This is a genomic window from Streptomyces sp. NBC_01142, assembly GCF_026341125.1.
GTDB lineage: Bacteria > Actinomycetota > Actinomycetes > Streptomycetales > Streptomycetaceae > Streptomyces.
Genome location: NZ_JAPEOR010000003.1, coordinates 1690417 through 1705403 on the forward strand (window position 1 = coordinate 1690417; position 14987 = coordinate 1705403).

General features: G+C 65.7%; 8 protein-coding genes and 7 pseudogenes. 6 read left to right on the forward strand and 9 right to left on the reverse strand.

Annotated elements, in window-relative coordinates:
• Window positions 1–98 precede the first annotated feature (98 nt).
• The 3 genes and pseudogenes from OG883_RS46970 to OG883_RS41880 all read right to left on the reverse strand — a co-directional run.
• Window positions 99–579, reverse strand: a pseudogene (locus tag OG883_RS46970) (transposase); the annotation flags it as partial.
• A gap of 124 nt (window positions 580–703) precedes the next feature.
• Window positions 704–1774, reverse strand: a complete 1071-nt coding sequence (locus OG883_RS41875) for a tetratricopeptide repeat protein (protein WP_266553292.1) — start codon at window positions 1772–1774, stop codon at window positions 704–706.
• A gap of 2 nt (window positions 1775–1776) precedes the next feature.
• On the reverse strand, window positions 1777–3150 hold the full coding sequence (locus OG883_RS41880) for a 26S protease regulatory subunit (protein WP_266552852.1): 1374 nt from the start codon (window positions 3148–3150) through the stop codon (window positions 1777–1779).
• A gap of 106 nt (window positions 3151–3256) precedes the next feature.
• Between OG883_RS41880 and OG883_RS41885 the strand changes: the two are divergent.
• Both OG883_RS41885 and OG883_RS41890 read left to right on the forward strand, forming a co-directional pair.
• Window positions 3257–4001, forward strand: a pseudogene (locus OG883_RS41885) (PP2C family protein-serine/threonine phosphatase); the annotation flags it as partial.
• Window positions 4002–4343: 342 nt separating this feature from the next.
• Window positions 4344–4865 carry an RICIN domain-containing protein gene (locus OG883_RS41890; RefSeq protein WP_266552192.1) on the forward strand — a complete coding sequence of 174 codons (522 nt, stop codon included), beginning with the start codon at window positions 4344–4346 and terminating at the stop codon, window positions 4863–4865.
• 264 nt (window positions 4866–5129) lie between these two features.
• Here OG883_RS41890 and OG883_RS41895 read toward each other — a convergent pair.
• Window positions 5130–5586 (reverse strand): annotated as a pseudogene (locus tag OG883_RS41895) (IS5 family transposase); the annotation flags it as partial.
• Window positions 5587–5619: 33 nt separating this feature from the next.
• On the opposite strand from OG883_RS41895, the pseudogene OG883_RS41900 reads away from it, so the two are divergent.
• Window positions 5620–5865, forward strand: a pseudogene (locus tag OG883_RS41900) (hypothetical protein); the annotation flags it as partial.
• Window positions 5866–6065: 200 nt separating this feature from the next.
• On the opposite strand, the pseudogene OG883_RS41905 reads toward OG883_RS41900, so the two are convergent.
• Together OG883_RS41905 and OG883_RS41910 are read right to left on the reverse strand one after the other, a co-directional pair.
• Window positions 6066–6614 (reverse strand): annotated as a pseudogene (locus tag OG883_RS41905) (IS5 family transposase); the annotation flags it as partial.
• 276 nt (window positions 6615–6890) lie between these two features.
• Window positions 6891–7680: pseudogene (locus OG883_RS41910) on the reverse strand (IS5 family transposase); the annotation flags it as partial.
• Window positions 7681–7783: 103 nt separating this feature from the next.
• Here OG883_RS41910 and OG883_RS41915 point away from each other — a divergent pair.
• Window positions 7784–8065, forward strand: a complete 282-nt coding sequence (locus OG883_RS41915) for a transposase (protein WP_266552855.1) — start codon at window positions 7784–7786, stop codon at window positions 8063–8065.
• A 90-nt stretch (window positions 8066–8155) separates the two neighbouring features.
• Here the strand turns inward: OG883_RS41915 and OG883_RS41920 are convergent, their stop codons facing one another.
• The 3 genes from OG883_RS41920 to OG883_RS41930 all read right to left on the reverse strand — a co-directional run bounded on the left by OG883_RS41920 (window position 8156) and on the right by OG883_RS41930 (window position 12917).
• Window positions 8156–9985, reverse strand: a complete 1830-nt coding sequence (locus OG883_RS41920; RefSeq protein WP_266552858.1) for a hypothetical protein — start codon at window positions 9983–9985, stop codon at window positions 8156–8158.
• A gap of 165 nt (window positions 9986–10150) precedes the next feature.
• The gene (locus OG883_RS41925) at window positions 10151–11878 is read right to left on the reverse strand and encodes a hypothetical protein (RefSeq protein WP_266552861.1); all 1728 of its coding nucleotides are present in this window, start codon (window positions 11876–11878) and stop codon (window positions 10151–10153) included.
• A gap of 67 nt (window positions 11879–11945) precedes the next feature.
• Window positions 11946–12917 carry an HlyD family efflux transporter periplasmic adaptor subunit gene (locus tag OG883_RS41930; protein ID WP_266552871.1) on the reverse strand — a complete coding sequence of 324 codons (972 nt, stop codon included), beginning with the start codon at window positions 12915–12917 and terminating at the stop codon, window positions 11946–11948.
• A gap of 891 nt (window positions 12918–13808) precedes the next feature.
• On the opposite strand from OG883_RS41930, the gene OG883_RS41935 reads away from it, so the two are divergent.
• Window positions 13809–14147 (forward strand): helix-turn-helix domain-containing protein, encoded by a 339-nt coding sequence (locus OG883_RS41935; RefSeq protein WP_266553294.1) that lies wholly within the window; start codon window positions 13809–13811, stop codon window positions 14145–14147.
• Between the two features lie 31 nt (window positions 14148–14178).
• A pseudogene (locus OG883_RS41940) lies at window positions 14179–14927 on the forward strand (IS5 family transposase); the annotation flags it as partial.
• Window positions 14928–14987 lie beyond the last annotated feature (60 nt).

The following is a 14987-nucleotide window of genomic DNA, read 5'->3' on the forward strand; positions in this document are numbered from 1 at the left end:
CCCCCTACAGGGAAGTGTGCGCGGGAGTGGCGCAGGATTTTCACGGCGCCCTCGGTGCCGCCGGAACTCCACTCCAGGGTCAGGTCGGCGGTCACGGCTGACCCGGGTGGTCGGCTGGGGCCGGGCCGGGTCGGTTTCGGTGCACCGGCTGGCGTGCCGGTCTTCGCGTGCAGATTCCTGAACCCCCGCCGAACCCGAGCGGGGGTGAGTCTGTTCGGTTCCGCTGGCCTCTCCCAGGGCCGGCGAAGGTCACTCGCGAGTGGGCGGGCGAGCCGGAGTTGGGCGTGTGCGGCCAGGACGAGCCAGGTCCAGCGGTCGGCGGCCTGGGAGTCCCGGAGCTTGGGCCGGGTCCAGTGTCTGTTTCAGCAGACGAAAGGTGTGCTCCACGTCGAACCTTCGCAGGAAGGTCCGCCAGCACCGGTCGACGTCCTCGGCGCGGGCGCCGGTTCCTGACCACCACAGCCAGACGGGCTTGTTCACCCCGCCACTGGGCAGTTTCGCGACCGTCAACCGGATCACGGTGCCCTCGATGATCGGCAACGGGCCCTCGTGATCGCCCCATGCCGCCCGGCTGGTTATCGGACTGAACGCGTCGGTGTCGGACGTGGTGAAGCCATTGACGGCGCCGTGGTAGATGTCGGAGGCGTAGCCGACCTACCACGGTTCCGTTCCCCCCGAGGCCTGCGACGCCCGCGAGCCCCGGTCACCCAGTCTTCCTGCGGTCGTACGCCATGGTCGACAGCGGCACCACCAAGCCGGCCCAGAACAGGACCTCGGGCACACCCCGATCGGTCCACGGGATCTGGGATATCAGCAGCGCGCAGAGCATGGTCCACGCCGCCTGTCCCAGCACGATCCGGGCCCAGGGGCCGCGGCGTACGAGGGAGCGGATGTTGAGCTGCACTCCGGTACGCATCCGGTGGTAGCGGAACAGCGCGCCGAAGCCCCAGATCGCGGCCATGACCATCAGCACCCAGACGCGGTTGCCGAGCGGTACGGGCAGCTCCCGCAGGATCGGGTCCTTGGTCGTGGCGAAGAGGTCGATCGTCACCCCCGCAGCGGCCAGACAGACGAGCGCGAGCCAGCGTGTGCCCCGCAGCAGGCGGTACGTGGCATGGTCGAGGCCGCTGCGCAGCATCGGGGACTGGGGTGTGCCCGCCAGCCCTGTTGAGTACATCTCCGCGGCCTGGGCGGCCGTGACGGCCGGGGCGTTGGCCGTCGCGTCGGTGTGCATGGCCTGGGCCGTCTCGTTGGACGGGTCGAGGCGCAGCCATTCGACCAGGGCCTGCTTCGCGACGTCCTGACGCTGCGTGCGTACGGCCGCGAAGCACAGGGCCTGGTGGGCGTCGGGCTCATGCGGGGCGAGGCGCACGGCCTCGTGGGCCGCCTCGTACGCCCGCTCGTGATCGGCGGGCGGGGCCGACGAATAGGCGACGAGCACGCCGGACAGTGCGAGATGCGAGGACCACTTGTCGGGCGCCCTGCGGACGGCCTCCTCTGCCGCCGCCCGCGCCTCGGACTGCCTGCCGAGGCGGAGCAGCACCCGGGACAGCAGAATGAGCGCGCCGACGTGCCCGGGCGAGATCCGGAGCATCTCGGCGGCGGCCCGCTCCGCGGGCTCGTACTCGCCGAGCTTCTCGTGGGCGACGGCGAGCAGCTGCCAGGCCCATTCGTCGTCCGGCTCCTCGGCGAGGTGGGGGGCCAGTACGGCCTTGGACTCCTCGAACCGGTCTGCCGCCTGCAGCGCACCGGCGCGCGCCACCACCGGATTCATGCTCACAGCTTCCGCCTCTTCTTCAGGTACGTCACCAGGTCGTCGTACATACCGCCCTCGTTGGCGAACATCGCCACGTTCCGCGCCGCCGCGAACCACGGTTCGGTCGACGGGACGACCGACTTCGCCGCGTCGAGCAGGTCCTTCGTGCCGATCATGCGGATCCGGCCGGTGCGTGCCGAGTCGAGCAGCGCGCTCTCGGCGGCCGACTCGCAGACATGGGCCAGGTCGGCACCCGAGAGGCCGTCCGTCGCCTTGACGAGGCGTCCCAGGTCGACTGCCTCGATGGGACGTTCGCGCAGGTGGTAGCGGAGGATCGCGTCGCGGGCGGTGGCGTCGGGCGGCAGGACGAGCAGCGTGCGGTCGAGCCGTCCCGGACGCCGGAGCGCGATGTCCACGTCCCAGGGGACATTGGTGGCGGCGAGGACGAACACGCCTTCGTTGGCGGCGGAGTGGATGCCGTCGAGCTCGGTGAGGAGCTGGTTGACGGTGTTGCGCATGCCGCTGTGCTGTGTACGGCTGCGCTTGGCGCCGAGCGCGTCCAGCTCGTCGAGGAAGACGACACAGGGCGCCTGACGGCGGGCGGTCTCGAAGACCTCGTGCATGTTGCGTTCGGAGTTGCCGATCCACATGTCGAGGACGTCGTTGACGGACACGGACAGGAAGCTCGCGCCGAGTTCGCCGGCAACGGCACGCGCGATGAAGGTCTTGCCGCAGCCGGGCGGACCGTAGAGGAGGAGCCCGCCGCGCAGGCTCTTGCCGTACAGCTTGCGCAGTTCGGGGTTGCGCATCGGCGCGAGGAACGCGGCTTCGAGGCGGTCCTTGACCTCCTGCATGCCGCCGACGTCCGCGAGCCGTACGGCGCCGGGACCGGTCACGTCCCAGGCGTCGGCGTCCCCGGGGTCGCCGCTGCCGTCGGCGGCGAGCGGGGGCTCGACGAAGCGGGGTTCGACGATGCCGTCGACCTCTTGCTCGGCCGCCCGCCAGTTGAATCCGCCGCGGCGGGACGACTCGTCGGGGGCGGCGGATTCCGCGGGCACGGCCGGCTCGGCGGTGTCCGCCGGCTCCGCGGGTGCGACCGGCTCGGTGGACGCGGCCGGCTCAGCGGCCGTGGACGTGTCCTGGGTCCCGGGTGCCGGGGGCGCGGGGGCCGCCGGAATCCCCATCGCCCGCACCATCAACTCCCGCGCTGCCGTGTCCCCCGGCGCATGCTGCAACGCCGCCGCGGCTTCCGTTACAGCGGCGTCGTGCAGGCCCGCGGCAAGCAGCAACTCGGCGAGGTGCAGCCGCAGAGGAACATCCTCGGGGGCCGCGGCCACGGCTGTGCGCAGGCTCTGTATGAGCGGGGATTCAGGGGCGGGAGACTCTTCCGGCATGATCCATGTCTACGCGGAACCGCCGACGGTAGTCCAGGCGGGGTGGTGTGTGGTGGATCACCACAGCGCCGATCCACCGCATGACCGGCTCGTCGTCACCCAACTCGTCTACGACTCGGAGTTCGTCCTCGCGCGCGGCCTGCAGCAGGCGCTCCTGCCGCACAGGCCGCCAGTAGTCCCGGGCATCCGCACTGTCGCGCGCTATCTGCCCGGCACCAGCGGAATGGACATCGGTGGCGATTGGTACGACGTCATTCCCGCCGGTCGTGGGGTCGCTCTCGTCATCGGAGACGTGGAGGGGCACAGCGTCGCCGCGCGGCCACCATGGCCCAGTTGCGCAGCGCCGTACGGACTTTCGCGGCAGTAGGCCACACGCCCGGCGATGTGATGGCGGGCGTCAACCGAACCCTCTTCGACCTCGACCCCGGGCTGCTGGCCAGCTGCTGCTACATCCACCTCGAACCCCACGGCCACCACGCCTACGCCGTCACCGCCGGCCACCCCCCACCCCTGCTCCGCCGTCCCGACGCGACGACCAACGCCCTTGAACTGGACATCGGCCCGCTCCTCGGCGTGGACCGTACAAGCGCCTATCCGGCAACCCGGATCGACCTCCCGCCAGGGCCCGTCCTCGCCCTCTACACCGACGGACTGGTCGAGGAACGCGGCGCCGACATCAACGTGGGGATGACCGCCTGCGGTCATCCCTGGCCCACGCCCCTGCGGAGTCACCGGACGAACTCGCCGACCGGCTCCTGCGCAACGCCCGGGGCTCCTCGTACCGAGCCGACGACATCGCCTTGCTCCTCACCGAGTACGATTCCGGTCACGATGCCGAGGGCGACGCCTGATCAGGGTGTCACTCTCACTGACTCGGCAGAACGCTGAGGCCAACGCCGAACATGCCCGCGGCCTGATCAGCGTCCACAGCGATGGCCGCGGTTCCACTTTTGCACACCGGGGACCGGGAACTGTCGTCGATGCCTCGAGTACGCATCAAGGGGACGCGTAGTGCGAGTGGCGACGAAGGTCACCCGGAAGCATTCCGCTTAGGCGGCTGGGGAGTTGAGGCCAGTCCGGACGGTGAGACGGCGGCTCCCGGAGAGGGGTTGTGTACCCCGAAATGGCCTACTATCGATCTTGGTAGGAAGCCGTGCCAAGGGGGGCACGGCCTGTTTCCTTGAGGGGGGATCATGATCTCAAAGATCAAGTCGAGTAGAACCGTCAGGCGTTTGATGGCGGTGGCCACGGCGAGCCTGGCGATGGTCGGCGGCAGCCTGGTGGTGGCACAGCCCGCCTCCGCAGCCTCTTTCCAGGGGTCGCTGTGGAACTATCAGACGGGGCTCTGCCTGGACGGCAGTGGCGGTGCCGGCCCTGGCGCCGCTGTGATCCAGTGGGAGTGCAACGGGGGTTCGAACCAGTTCTGGTACACAAGCTGGGACTCCAAGGGACGCCCGAGGATCGTCAACTCCAGGAGCAACCTGTGCCTGGACCGGCACGACGACACCAGGACGGGCTCCCAGCTGATCCTTTGGCACTGCAACAACACCTGGAACCAGGTCTTCGCCTTTGGCGGAGGAACTAATGCCATCGTGAACACCCCTCTCAACCAGGTGGTCGACGTCCCGGGAGGCACGGGCACCTGGGGCGCTCGGCCCATCATGTGGGAGCCGAACGGCGGAGGCAATCAGCTGTGGGTGCAGCACCTCTGGTAGAGACACAAAGGGTCCCCCGTGGCGTTCTAGCCGCGGGGGACCCTTTGTTGTGCCCAGGTCCGCCTTCGTGCGTCAACGGCGGTCTGGTTGAGTAGGGAAGCGTGCACAACGGCTGTTGCCGTGCCAGATCCCCGCCCGATGTGCGAGGCGGAGCCCTCGGCCGCGACCTCCCCATCAAGCAGACCCCCGCCGACCATCAGGTCACCCCCCCGGGCCCGCCGATACCAGGACTGGTACGGAGGCACCAGCCCCTAACTGATCGTTTCAGAATGAGGTTCGGAGTCGTCTCAAGCAGATGATGCTGCAAGCGAGTTGGAGCAGGGCGAGGTGCAGGTCGGCGCGTATCTCGTAGCGGATGCGGAGTCGCTTGAACTGGTGGAGCCAGGCGAAGGTGCGCTCGACGACCCAGCGGGTCCTGCCGAGCCCGGAGCCGTGGGTGGTGCCGCGGCGGGCGATCTTGGGTGTGATCCCTCGAGCCCGGACGAGGCGGCGGTATTTGTCGAAGTCGTAGCCCCGGTCGGCGAAGAGCCGTCGAGGGTGGCTTCGGGGTCGGCCGCGTAACCCGCGGACCGGCGGGATGGCGTCCAGAAGCGGCATGAGTTGGGTGACGTCGTGGCGGTTTCCGCTGGTCAGCGTGACGACGAGCGGTGTGCCGTGCCGGTCGACGATGAGGTGGTGTTTGCTGCCGGGCCGAGGCACGGTCGACCGGCGAAGGTCCGGTGTGAGCCCCCCCCTTTGAGGGCCCTGACGTGACTGGTCGGTGCTGTCGGTGGACTATCAGCGCATCCTCGGGGCTCTCGACAGGCGGCACCGGCTCCACCAAGGGCCACTGACCTGCCAGGAACTGGCCGTTATGCTCGGCCTGGACGCCGTGCCGACCAAGGTGGAAACGCTGCACTCGAAGGCGAAACGCCTGGTCGCGCGGGGCTGGCTGGCCGAGCGACAGCCGGGCCAGTTCACCCTCGCCCAGGGCCTGGCCGGCCAAGGCGGCGGGTCATGAGCAGGGTCATCGACCAGTAGACCATCGCCTCGGCACTTGCGGTGCGGCGTTCGAAGTCGCGCACCAGACGGCGGGTGCGCATCAGGTGGGCGAAGAACCGCTCGACGATCCACCGCTTGGGCAGCACCACGAAACCGCGCAATGCCGTCTCTGCGTTTCACGATCGCCAGGACCAGCGCGAGCGTGGTGAGGCAGTGGTCGACGAGGCTGCCGGTGTATCCGCCGTCGGCCCAGATCAGTTCCAGCCGGTGGTGCACGTCGGCGACCTGCCCGAGCAGTACCCGGGCGGCGGAGCGGTCGCCGGTGTCCGCGGCGGTGACCATCACGCCCAGCAGCAGGCCGAGCGCGTCGACCACGACGTGCCGCTTGCGGCCGTTGACCAGCTTGCCGCCGTCGAAGCCGCGGCTGTCCGAGGCGACGACGGCGTCCGCCTTGACTGACTGCGAGTCGATCACGCCGGCCGTCGGTGCCGCGTCACGGCCCAGCCTTTCGCGGACCTGTCCGCGCAGCCGGTCGTGGAACTCTTTGACCAGGCCGTGGTCGCGCCAGCGGCGGAAGAACGCATACACCCGGTCCCACGGCGGGAAGTCCCCGGGCATCGCCCGCCACTTGATGCCGTTGTCCACGAGGTAGCGGATCGCGTCCAGTCCCGCCCGATGGCAGTACGCCTCCGGCTGCCCGCCCCGGCCACGCAGCCAGGCCGGCACCGGCAACAGCGGCCGGACCGACTCCCACTCCGCATCCGTCATGTCCGACGGATACCGCCGAACACGTTCCGGGTGATCGGCTGCGTTTCCGAACCGGTGAGCGACACAATCACACGACGGCGACACCGAGTTGAATTCCACCGGCGCAAGCACGTAGAACTGACGCAACAGGGTCTCCTGGATCTCGGTTGGCTTCGCAACCCCGAGCTACCAAGAGGCCCTGCCTTCATACCTGCGGCCAGCAGCGATCACCCGATCGAGACTCCCGTTCGACGCACACCCCTCAAGATCGGAACGACATCGGCTTCTCAGTCGTCGCCAGCAGATGACTGAGCAAGCAAGGCTGAGGAAGGCTTCGTGGATGTTGTCCCGTACTTCCCAGCGGATCCGCAGCTGACGGAACCAGTGGAGGTGGGCGAAGGTCCGCTCGACAACCCAGCGTTCGGTGCCGAGGCCGGAGCCGTGTGGGACGCCGTGTCGGGCGATGACGGGTTTCACGCCCAGGGCCCAGGCCCAGGCGTCGGTACTTGTCGTGGTCGTAGCCGCGATCCCCGAGCACCGTGTCAGGCGGCCGACGCGGTCGGCCGCGCTTGCCGCGGACCGGCGGGACGGCTTGGAGCAGGGGGATGAACTGGGTGACGTCGTTGCGGTTGCCACCAGTAAGGGGGCGGCAAGCGGAATGTGGGTGGCATCGGTGATCAGGTGGTGCTTGCTGCCATTTCTGCCCCGGTCAACGGGGCTTCGCCCTGTTTTGGAGCCCCCTTTAACGCGCGTATGTGGGAGCCGTCGACCACGGCCCGCGAGAAGTCCAGGGCGCCGGCCCCGCGGAGCCGGGCCAGAAGGGTCTCATGCAGCCGCGGCCAGACGTCGGCCTCGGTCCACTCGGCCAGGCGTCGCCAGCAGGCATGCCCGATCCGAACCCCAGTTCCTGCGGGAGGTGTTCCCACGAGATCCCGGGGTGCAGAACGAACAGGAAGCCCTGGAAAACCAGCCTGTCCGGATGTCACCTCCGACCAGGATGACGAGTCCGTCGCTCCACCCTCGGCAGGAGCGGTTCGATCACCGCCCAGAGTTCATCGTCCACTTCCCACGGCTTCCCCCGAGCCACCCTGCACCCCCAGATCAACGCTCCCCCGGGACATCCAACCAGCCCGAAGATCATTTCGTTAGGGGTTGTTACTCACCCCTCGGTCGGAGGCAATCGCCACAGCATGAGCGAACAGGACTTCATCGCGCTGGTCGACAGTCTCCATCAGCTGGCCAGGGCAGCGATCCTGCTGGTCTTGGACCGGCTGAACACCCACGTCGCCCGCGGAATGAGGGACCTCGTCGCCGAGCGGGCGTGGCTGACAATGTTCCTGCTGCCCGCCTACCCGCCCGACCTGAACCCGGCCGAAGACGTCAGGGCGCACGTCTCAGAAGGCCTGGCCAACCTCATCGTCATGGCTCGACCGGCTCGAAACCCTCCTCCGAAACCGGCTCAAACGCCTTGAAGACCGGCCCGACACCCTCAACGGCTTCACAGCCGGCACCGGCATGACCTTCGACGACCCAACATCACCCAGATGAGCCGAAGTCAGTAGCTATTCATCCGACGAGGTCAGGTTGGTGCTGTCAGCCGCGGTGATCCGTCCAATTTTGCTGCCTCCAGCCTCGGTGAACCATAGATTCCCGCGGGGATCGGCTGCGATCCCCGCGGGGTGGCTGTGCGGGGTGGGGAGCGGGAGTTCGGTCACGGCTCCGGTCGAGGTGATCCATCCGACCCGGTTGTCCATGGCCTCGGTGAACCACAACGTGCCGTCTTGCCTGGCCTCGATGCTGCTTATCTTGCGGTTCGATATGGGGAGGGGGAATTCTGTGATGATGCCCGCCGGGGTGATCCGCCCGACTCGGCTGCTGTTGTACTCGGTGAACCATAGGTTGCCGTCGGACCGGGCTGCAAGGCAGGTTGGCTCTCGATTTGGGCTGGGGAGGGAGAATTCCGTGATTACTCCCGCCAGGGTGATCTGCCCGATTCGGTTCCCCAAGGGCTCGGTGAACCACAGGTTCCCGTCGGGTCCTACCACGATGTCGTAGGGGTAGCTGTCCGGGTTCGGGAGGGGAAATTCTGTGATGACTCCTGCAGGGGTGATTCGCCCAATTCTGTTGCCGTAAACGAATTCGGTAAACCATAGGTTTCCGTCGGGGCCTGCCGTAATGAAGTAGGGGAAGTTTTCCGGGTTAGGGAGAGAGAATTCGGTAATGACTCCCAAGAGGGTAATTGTTCCGATCTTTCCTGTCCAGTACTCGGTGAACCAAATATTTTTGTCGGGCCCCGCGGCGATGCCATACGGGCGGCTCCCCGGGTTAGGGAGGGGGAATTTGGTCACTGAGCCTACGGAGGTGATACGGCTGATTCGGTCACCCATGTACTCGGTGAACCACAGGTTCCCGTCGTGACCCGTCGTGATCCCGAACGGGTAGCTGTTTAGCGTGGGGAGGGAGTGTTCGGTGATGGCCCCCGCTGGGGTGATGCGCCCGATCTTGCCTCGGTGCTGGGTGAACCACAGGTTTCCATCACGCGCTGTCGTGATCCCGTTTGGGTAACTGTTTGGCGTGGGGAGAGGGTATTCGGTGATGTCTCCTGCCGGGGTGATCCGCCCGATCCGGTTGCTGTTGTATTCGGTGAACCACAGGTTTCCGTCGCGTCCGGCGGTGATGTATGCCGCTCCGCTGCCCGGGGTGGGCAGGGAGAACTCGGTGAGGACTCCTTGTGGGGTGATGCGCCCGATCCCGTCTCCGTCGTCCTCGATGAACCAAACGTTCCCATCGCGACCTCTCGTGATGAGGGTGGGTCTTCGATTCGGTGCAGATAGCGGAAATTCGGCGAAGATGCCGCCCGGGGTTATACGGCCGATCCGATTTCCCTCGTACTCGGTGAACCATAGATTTCCGTCAGGGCCCGCCGCGATCCCGTAGGGCCCGCTGACGGGGTTGGGCAGGGAATATTCGGTAATGACCCCGCTCGGTGTGATCCGCCCGATCCGATTTCCTTCGTTCCCCGTGAACCACAGGTTTCCATCAGGGCCAGCCGTGATGGCGGAAGGCCAGCTGTCGGGGTGGGGCAGGAGATATTCGGTGATGATTCCCGTCGGGGTAATCTGCCCGATCCGGTTGCCATCGTACTCGCTGAACCAGAGATTCCCGTCGGGGCCGGCGGTGATGAAGGTTGGCCCGCGTTCCGGTGTGGGCAGGAGGTATTCGGTGACAGCTCCGTCTGGGGTGATGAGGCCAATCTTGGCGCTGTCGTACTCGGCGAACCAAAGGGCTCCATTGCGGCTGGTCGTGATGGCGGTCAGCTCGGGGAAGGTTTCCGCGCCGGCCAGGGGAAATTCTGTGATGCCCCGGGTGGCGGATTGGGCCGATGATGCCATGAGTGTTCTTGGCAGGCATCCTTGACGCGTTCCAGGTGGGGAGGGAGGAAGGGGCATAGCATACCTTTTCGGCTTCATGCGTGCAGAGCGCATGTGGAAACTCGCCGCTGCGTAAGAAGTTGTGGAATAGGCAACTGATTTGGCCCTGGATCTACTGAGTGTCCGTCAGTCGGGCGGCTGGAGATCGATAGCATCCAGATCGACGTCCTCCTCATCAACCAGAGAGTCCTGCCCGGCGTAAAGCCAAAGGCGCATGCCTCCATATGCCGTCTGGAGGAGCCATGGCGGGGCTAGACGCGACAACTGGGCGGCCCCAGTCAGTGGCGGGTACAGGAGCTTGAACGGAAATTTCGTCGGCTTATACCGCTCAGGGTCGATCAGTGCATGCTCACTTGCCCACATTGGGACGAGATTGAACGGCCGGTTCACGATCCGTTCGTACCTCGCTATTCCGACCTTGTTTCGGAGTTTCGCCGGCAACGTATTCGGATTCTTCGTCGGCCGATGCGGAATGAAGTGAGACAAATCCACGCGCTCCACCCCTCCGGGGAAGTAGGGGCTGGGCCTGTGGCGGACGCTGTCAGCAATCCCGAAGACCTTCTGATTGCGAGGTCTGGCACTGCTCCACTTCATGTTCCGGGGAAGGCCGAACCGCCACTCCCGTACGAGCATCCCACCGACGCCGGTACCAAGCGACGCCGCGCCTTCGGCCGCTCCTCCCCAGGACACGCCCGTTTCGAAGCCGCCACTGTCGCCGGAGTAGACGGTTCCGGCAAGGCCACCGACGAAACCGCCTGGTGAGCTGATACCGAGCACATCCGACGTGGCCTGGTTAGTAGCAGCGTCTTGCTCGGCAGTGGTCTTGCCGGCGTAGGAAGATCCCAGGCCAACCCCACTGTTCACTGTTGCAGCGGCCCCGCTCGCCAGCATCAGCGCCCCGGTGAGGCCAACCACCCAGCCGACAGGGTTCGAGGCGATGATGACAACCCCGACTGCCCCAGTCGCCACGCCCAAAGCCAGTCCCAGGCCGCCGCGATCCCAGAACCCTCGGCCGTCCTGGATGTCGGGGTCGTTCTCGGGGCGTGGAGGGGTCTGCTGTGGGCGCGGCGGACGCACGCCGTGGATGACGACCTCCTCAACGCCTTCGCCCCACATTGGAGACACGCCGCGAACGCGAACCTCCGGGACGTCATCAACAGACCGTGGTGAGCTGCGTGCTTGTTCTGGCTTGCTTGCCGGTGGCGTAGTGCCGAGGGGACGTGGGGGCGTGGCGTTCTCGGGCCGCGTTCGGCGAAGCCAATCGGCCTGCTCCGAGTTAAGGAGGGGCTCTGCAGGGCTGCCTAGCAGCCCGCGTTCGGCCGGTATCGGCCCCATGTCGGGCGTCTGCGGTGAACCCGGGAGGTCAAGGTGCGACAGTCTGCGGACCCCTTCCTGCCCGCCGTCCGAGTCGCCGCCTAAAGTGATGGGGTGACGGCCGAGGCCGTAGCTTTCCGCGATCCCGGTGGTCTGCTCCATCTGCCCCATCACAAGGCTGATGTGTCCGGCCGACTCGTCGATGGCCGCCTCTCCATACGCGGCGATCTGCTGTGCCTCTCCGCGGGTGCTCCTGACGCTCGATCCCGGCATCCGGTCGTCGGCGTCCACGGCGTTAGCGGATGCCGTGGCAAGCATGGACATCGCCTCGCCCAATTCCGACGGGTCGTCAAAATTGATGCCACTGGAGTAATAGATTCTCAGCCCCTGACCCACTAGGCCGGGCACCGGAGCCAAAATGTGCGACATTCCCAACGAGTAGAGTCCAGCAAGTCCGCCGACTGGAACAGCGCTATTTGCACCGCTGGGTTCGTCATTGCCACCCAAAACCTCCATAAGCCATCCGAACCAGTCGCTCATGGTGCGCGTCCTTCTCGATCGGCGAACGTTCAGTCGGCGCAGGCAGGGCCCACGACTACTCAGGCCGTCACACGGATGCAACCTCCACAATTGTGCTGTCGAAGTCGAAGTTGTAGTTCAAGGGGAGGATCGGGGCGCCGCTCGGCGTGCGATTGGAGCAACGCACGAGAACCTCCCACTGCTCGTCGACGGAGTCGTGACCGCGAATAGAGGTCACGGATCCTTCGATTCTTGTTTGCTGGCTAACGGGGTCGTCGAAGAGCTTTGTTGTGACCGCGACCTGGCTGTTCAGCTTCAGCATGCCGCGATACTTAATGGTGCCGACCAGGTAAACTGCACTGTCGTCCTCGACGCGGACCACGGGTTGCCCGGCGCTGACGAAGTCACCCGTGTTCCGAAAGACGCCAGTGACGACACCGGGAATCGGTGACACCAGCAGGGTGTCAATGTACGCAACCTGCAGTTTCCTGACCTGGGCGTCCAGTGCAGCCAGTTCGTTGGTGAATGTCTCCGGGCGCTCGCAGAGTGCACGCATTCGCATAGCAGACAGCAATTCCTGCCGTTGGCCAATCCGTGCCCGGATCGATCGAATGGCATTTTCATCGGATGGGATTCGATATTCAAATCCCTTTGCTTCCGAAACGCTTTTTGAGGTATTTTCGAAGCGAACATCTCCGGTTGGCTCGCGCACAATCCCTGAGAATGTCGTGTCCGTGAACGCCTTCTTTACGGCTTGCCCAAACAGTCCGTCTTGCTGATAGGCTAGATCGAGGCTCCTGGATTGGAGTTTGGTATGGATCTCCAGTTCCTCTATGAGCCTGTGCAGGACCGCCGACTGGTCTGTCGGATTATCGAAATAGACACGCCGTGTGTGCCCGACCATGGGCTCCGAATAGGTCGCGATGTATGCGTTCTGCCGCATCCCTATGGCCGAATCCAAGTCGACTTTCATGTGTTCGGCCCGCAGCCCGGACAGCACATGCGTCTGTACGGCCGTGAGAATGTTGCCCGCATCCCAAACAAGCCGACTCTCGTCCAATTGGACTTCTCGCAAGCGAGCGTACAAGTCTCGGAGCTCGTACCCCTGAACGGACTTGCCAAGCAGTGGATCTGCTTGGAAAAGGACAGTCCCCTCCACAGGGAAGCAAAGATCCACCGATTTCACTGGCCGAACCCGAAGGTTCACCGCCTTTCCAGTCGCCATCCGAAAACTCCGTCCCGACGAAGTGGCCAAGGATTGACGCTTTCACGTTCCTGGAATGCCGCTCTGCTTCACGATGGAACCAGGATGGAGCAAGCGACGGTAGTGTCTGTCAGGCAGTTAGCGAAAACCCCTCGCAGCCCCTGGAGCGGAATCGTCCAACACTCACCGGGGTGGAGGGTGCCGTAGGAGTTGGGGCTCGGACCTTGCGCTTCGGACCCGATTTCGATCGGATCACCCACCGCGTCGTTATTTATGACGAGCAACAAAGGCCATGAAAAGACCGTGGTGAGCCCGCTGGACCCCCAGACATAGGTCTTGCCGCGGACCTTGACTACATAGGTGTACATAGCTGTCACTGACCTCAGGTCCCGCTGTAAAATGCATACACGTGAAAAGTACGCCGGAAGTCAGTTCGCATTGGCTCGCGCGCTGACCTGAATGAGCTCACGCCCCTAGCCATGGTCGTGCCACCGTCATGGTGTCCCCGGTCGCTTCGACTCGCGGGGGAGGGGGGCAGGCGCAATCTCGCACTCGGCGGTCCGCCCAGAGGGAGGCGGCAATTGGCCCTTCAACCGGACATCCAGCCGGGCGCCTCTAATAGAAACCGTAGCGCAGGAGCACTCCCCCTGCCAGCACAGCGTGGAGTTCAGTCAGAACAGGAGCTCCTCCGGCCGGAGCACACTTCGTTCACAACCTCGAACTCCTACTGACTTCGGCTCATCAAGGATGTTGGGTCGTCGAGGGCTACTGAGGTTGAACTCGTGGCGTCGTACGGGGCTGACGGCTGGCGGTCCGCTGCGGTATCACCGAGGGCATGCGGTATCCACAAGGGGGCGGGCTGACCGCCGAACGCCAGCAGTTCCGCGAGGCGTTACTGCTCCAGGCCAGGCGGCGGAGCGGTTCGCCCAAGGTGAGGCGAGTGAGGTGATCGCCAGGGACCTGCGGGTCAGTGCCCGGTCGATACAGCGGTGGCGGCAGATGTGGAACGAGGGCGGTCCGCGGGCTCTGCGGTCGCACGGGTCGACGTCGCTGCCGAGGCTAAGAGGTCCTAACAGAAGCTGTTGATCATGTGACTTTCGGTCCGGAGGTCGTTGGTCTGGCCGTGGGAAAGCGTCAGTCGCGGCCGTGGATCGTGTCGGATGAACTGTGGTCACTGATCGAGCCGTTGTTGCCGAAGCCAGCGCCGAAGCAGGTGGAAGGCCGTCCGCGGGTGCCGGACCGGCAGGCCTTGTGCGGGATCTTGTTCGTGCTGCATACCGGGATCCAGTGGGAGTACCTGCCGCAGGAGCTGGGCTTCGGCTCCGGGATGACTTGCCGACGGCGTCTGGCCGCGTGGAACGATGCCGGCGTCTGGGACCAACTGCACTTGGTGCTGCTGAAGAAGCTGCGGGTCGCGAAGAAGCTGGACTAGTCGCGGGCGGTGATTGACTCCTCCCACGTCAGGGCCGCTCGGCGGGGCCCAAAAGCGGTCCCAGCCCGGTCGACAGAGCACGTCCGGGCAGCAAGCGCCACCTCATCGTCGACGGCCAGGGCATCCCACTCGCCGTCTCGCTGACCGGCGGCAACCGCAATGACGTCACCCAGCTGGTACCCCTGCTGAAGAAGATCCCGTCTGTCGCCGGCCTGGTCGGACGGCCACGCAACCGACCCGACACCCTGCTCGGCGACCGCGGCTACGACCACGACAAATACCGCCAGCTGGCCTGGGCGACCGGAATCAAACCCGTGATCGCCCGCCGCGTCGTCCCGCACGGGTCCGGACTTGGAATCCACCGCTGGGTTGTCGAGCGGACGATCTCCTGGCTCCACGGCTTTCGCAGGCTCCGCATCCGATGGGAACGACGGACATCCACACGGCCGGGCAACAGAGTTGGACGACGCGGACACGGACACGGACACGCAAGA

Bases quoted from the DNA above. Each gene is read 5' to 3' on its own strand.
- OG883_RS41925 (WP_266552861.1), bottom strand. From the start codon at position 11,878: ATGAGCGACTGGTTCGGATGGCTTATGGAGGTTTTGGGTGGCAATGAC.
- OG883_RS41875 (WP_266553292.1), bottom strand. From the start codon at position 1,774: ATGAATCCGGTGGTGGCGCGCGCCGGTGCGCTGCAGGCGGCAGACCGG.
- OG883_RS41935 (WP_266553294.1), top strand. From the start codon at position 13,809: ATGTTGGGTCGTCGAGGGCTACTGAGGTTGAACTCGTGGCGTCGTACG.
- OG883_RS41920 (WP_266552858.1), bottom strand. From the start codon at position 9,985: ATGGCATCATCGGCCCAATCCGCCACCCGGGGCATCACAGAATTTCCC.
- OG883_RS41890 (WP_266552192.1), top strand. From the start codon at position 4,344: ATGATCTCAAAGATCAAGTCGAGTAGAACCGTCAGGCGTTTGATGGCG.
- OG883_RS41915 (WP_266552855.1), top strand. From the start codon at position 7,784: ATGAGCGAACAGGACTTCATCGCGCTGGTCGACAGTCTCCATCAGCTG.
- OG883_RS41880 (WP_266552852.1), bottom strand. From the start codon at position 3,150: ATGCCGGAAGAGTCTCCCGCCCCTGAATCCCCGCTCATACAGAGCCTG.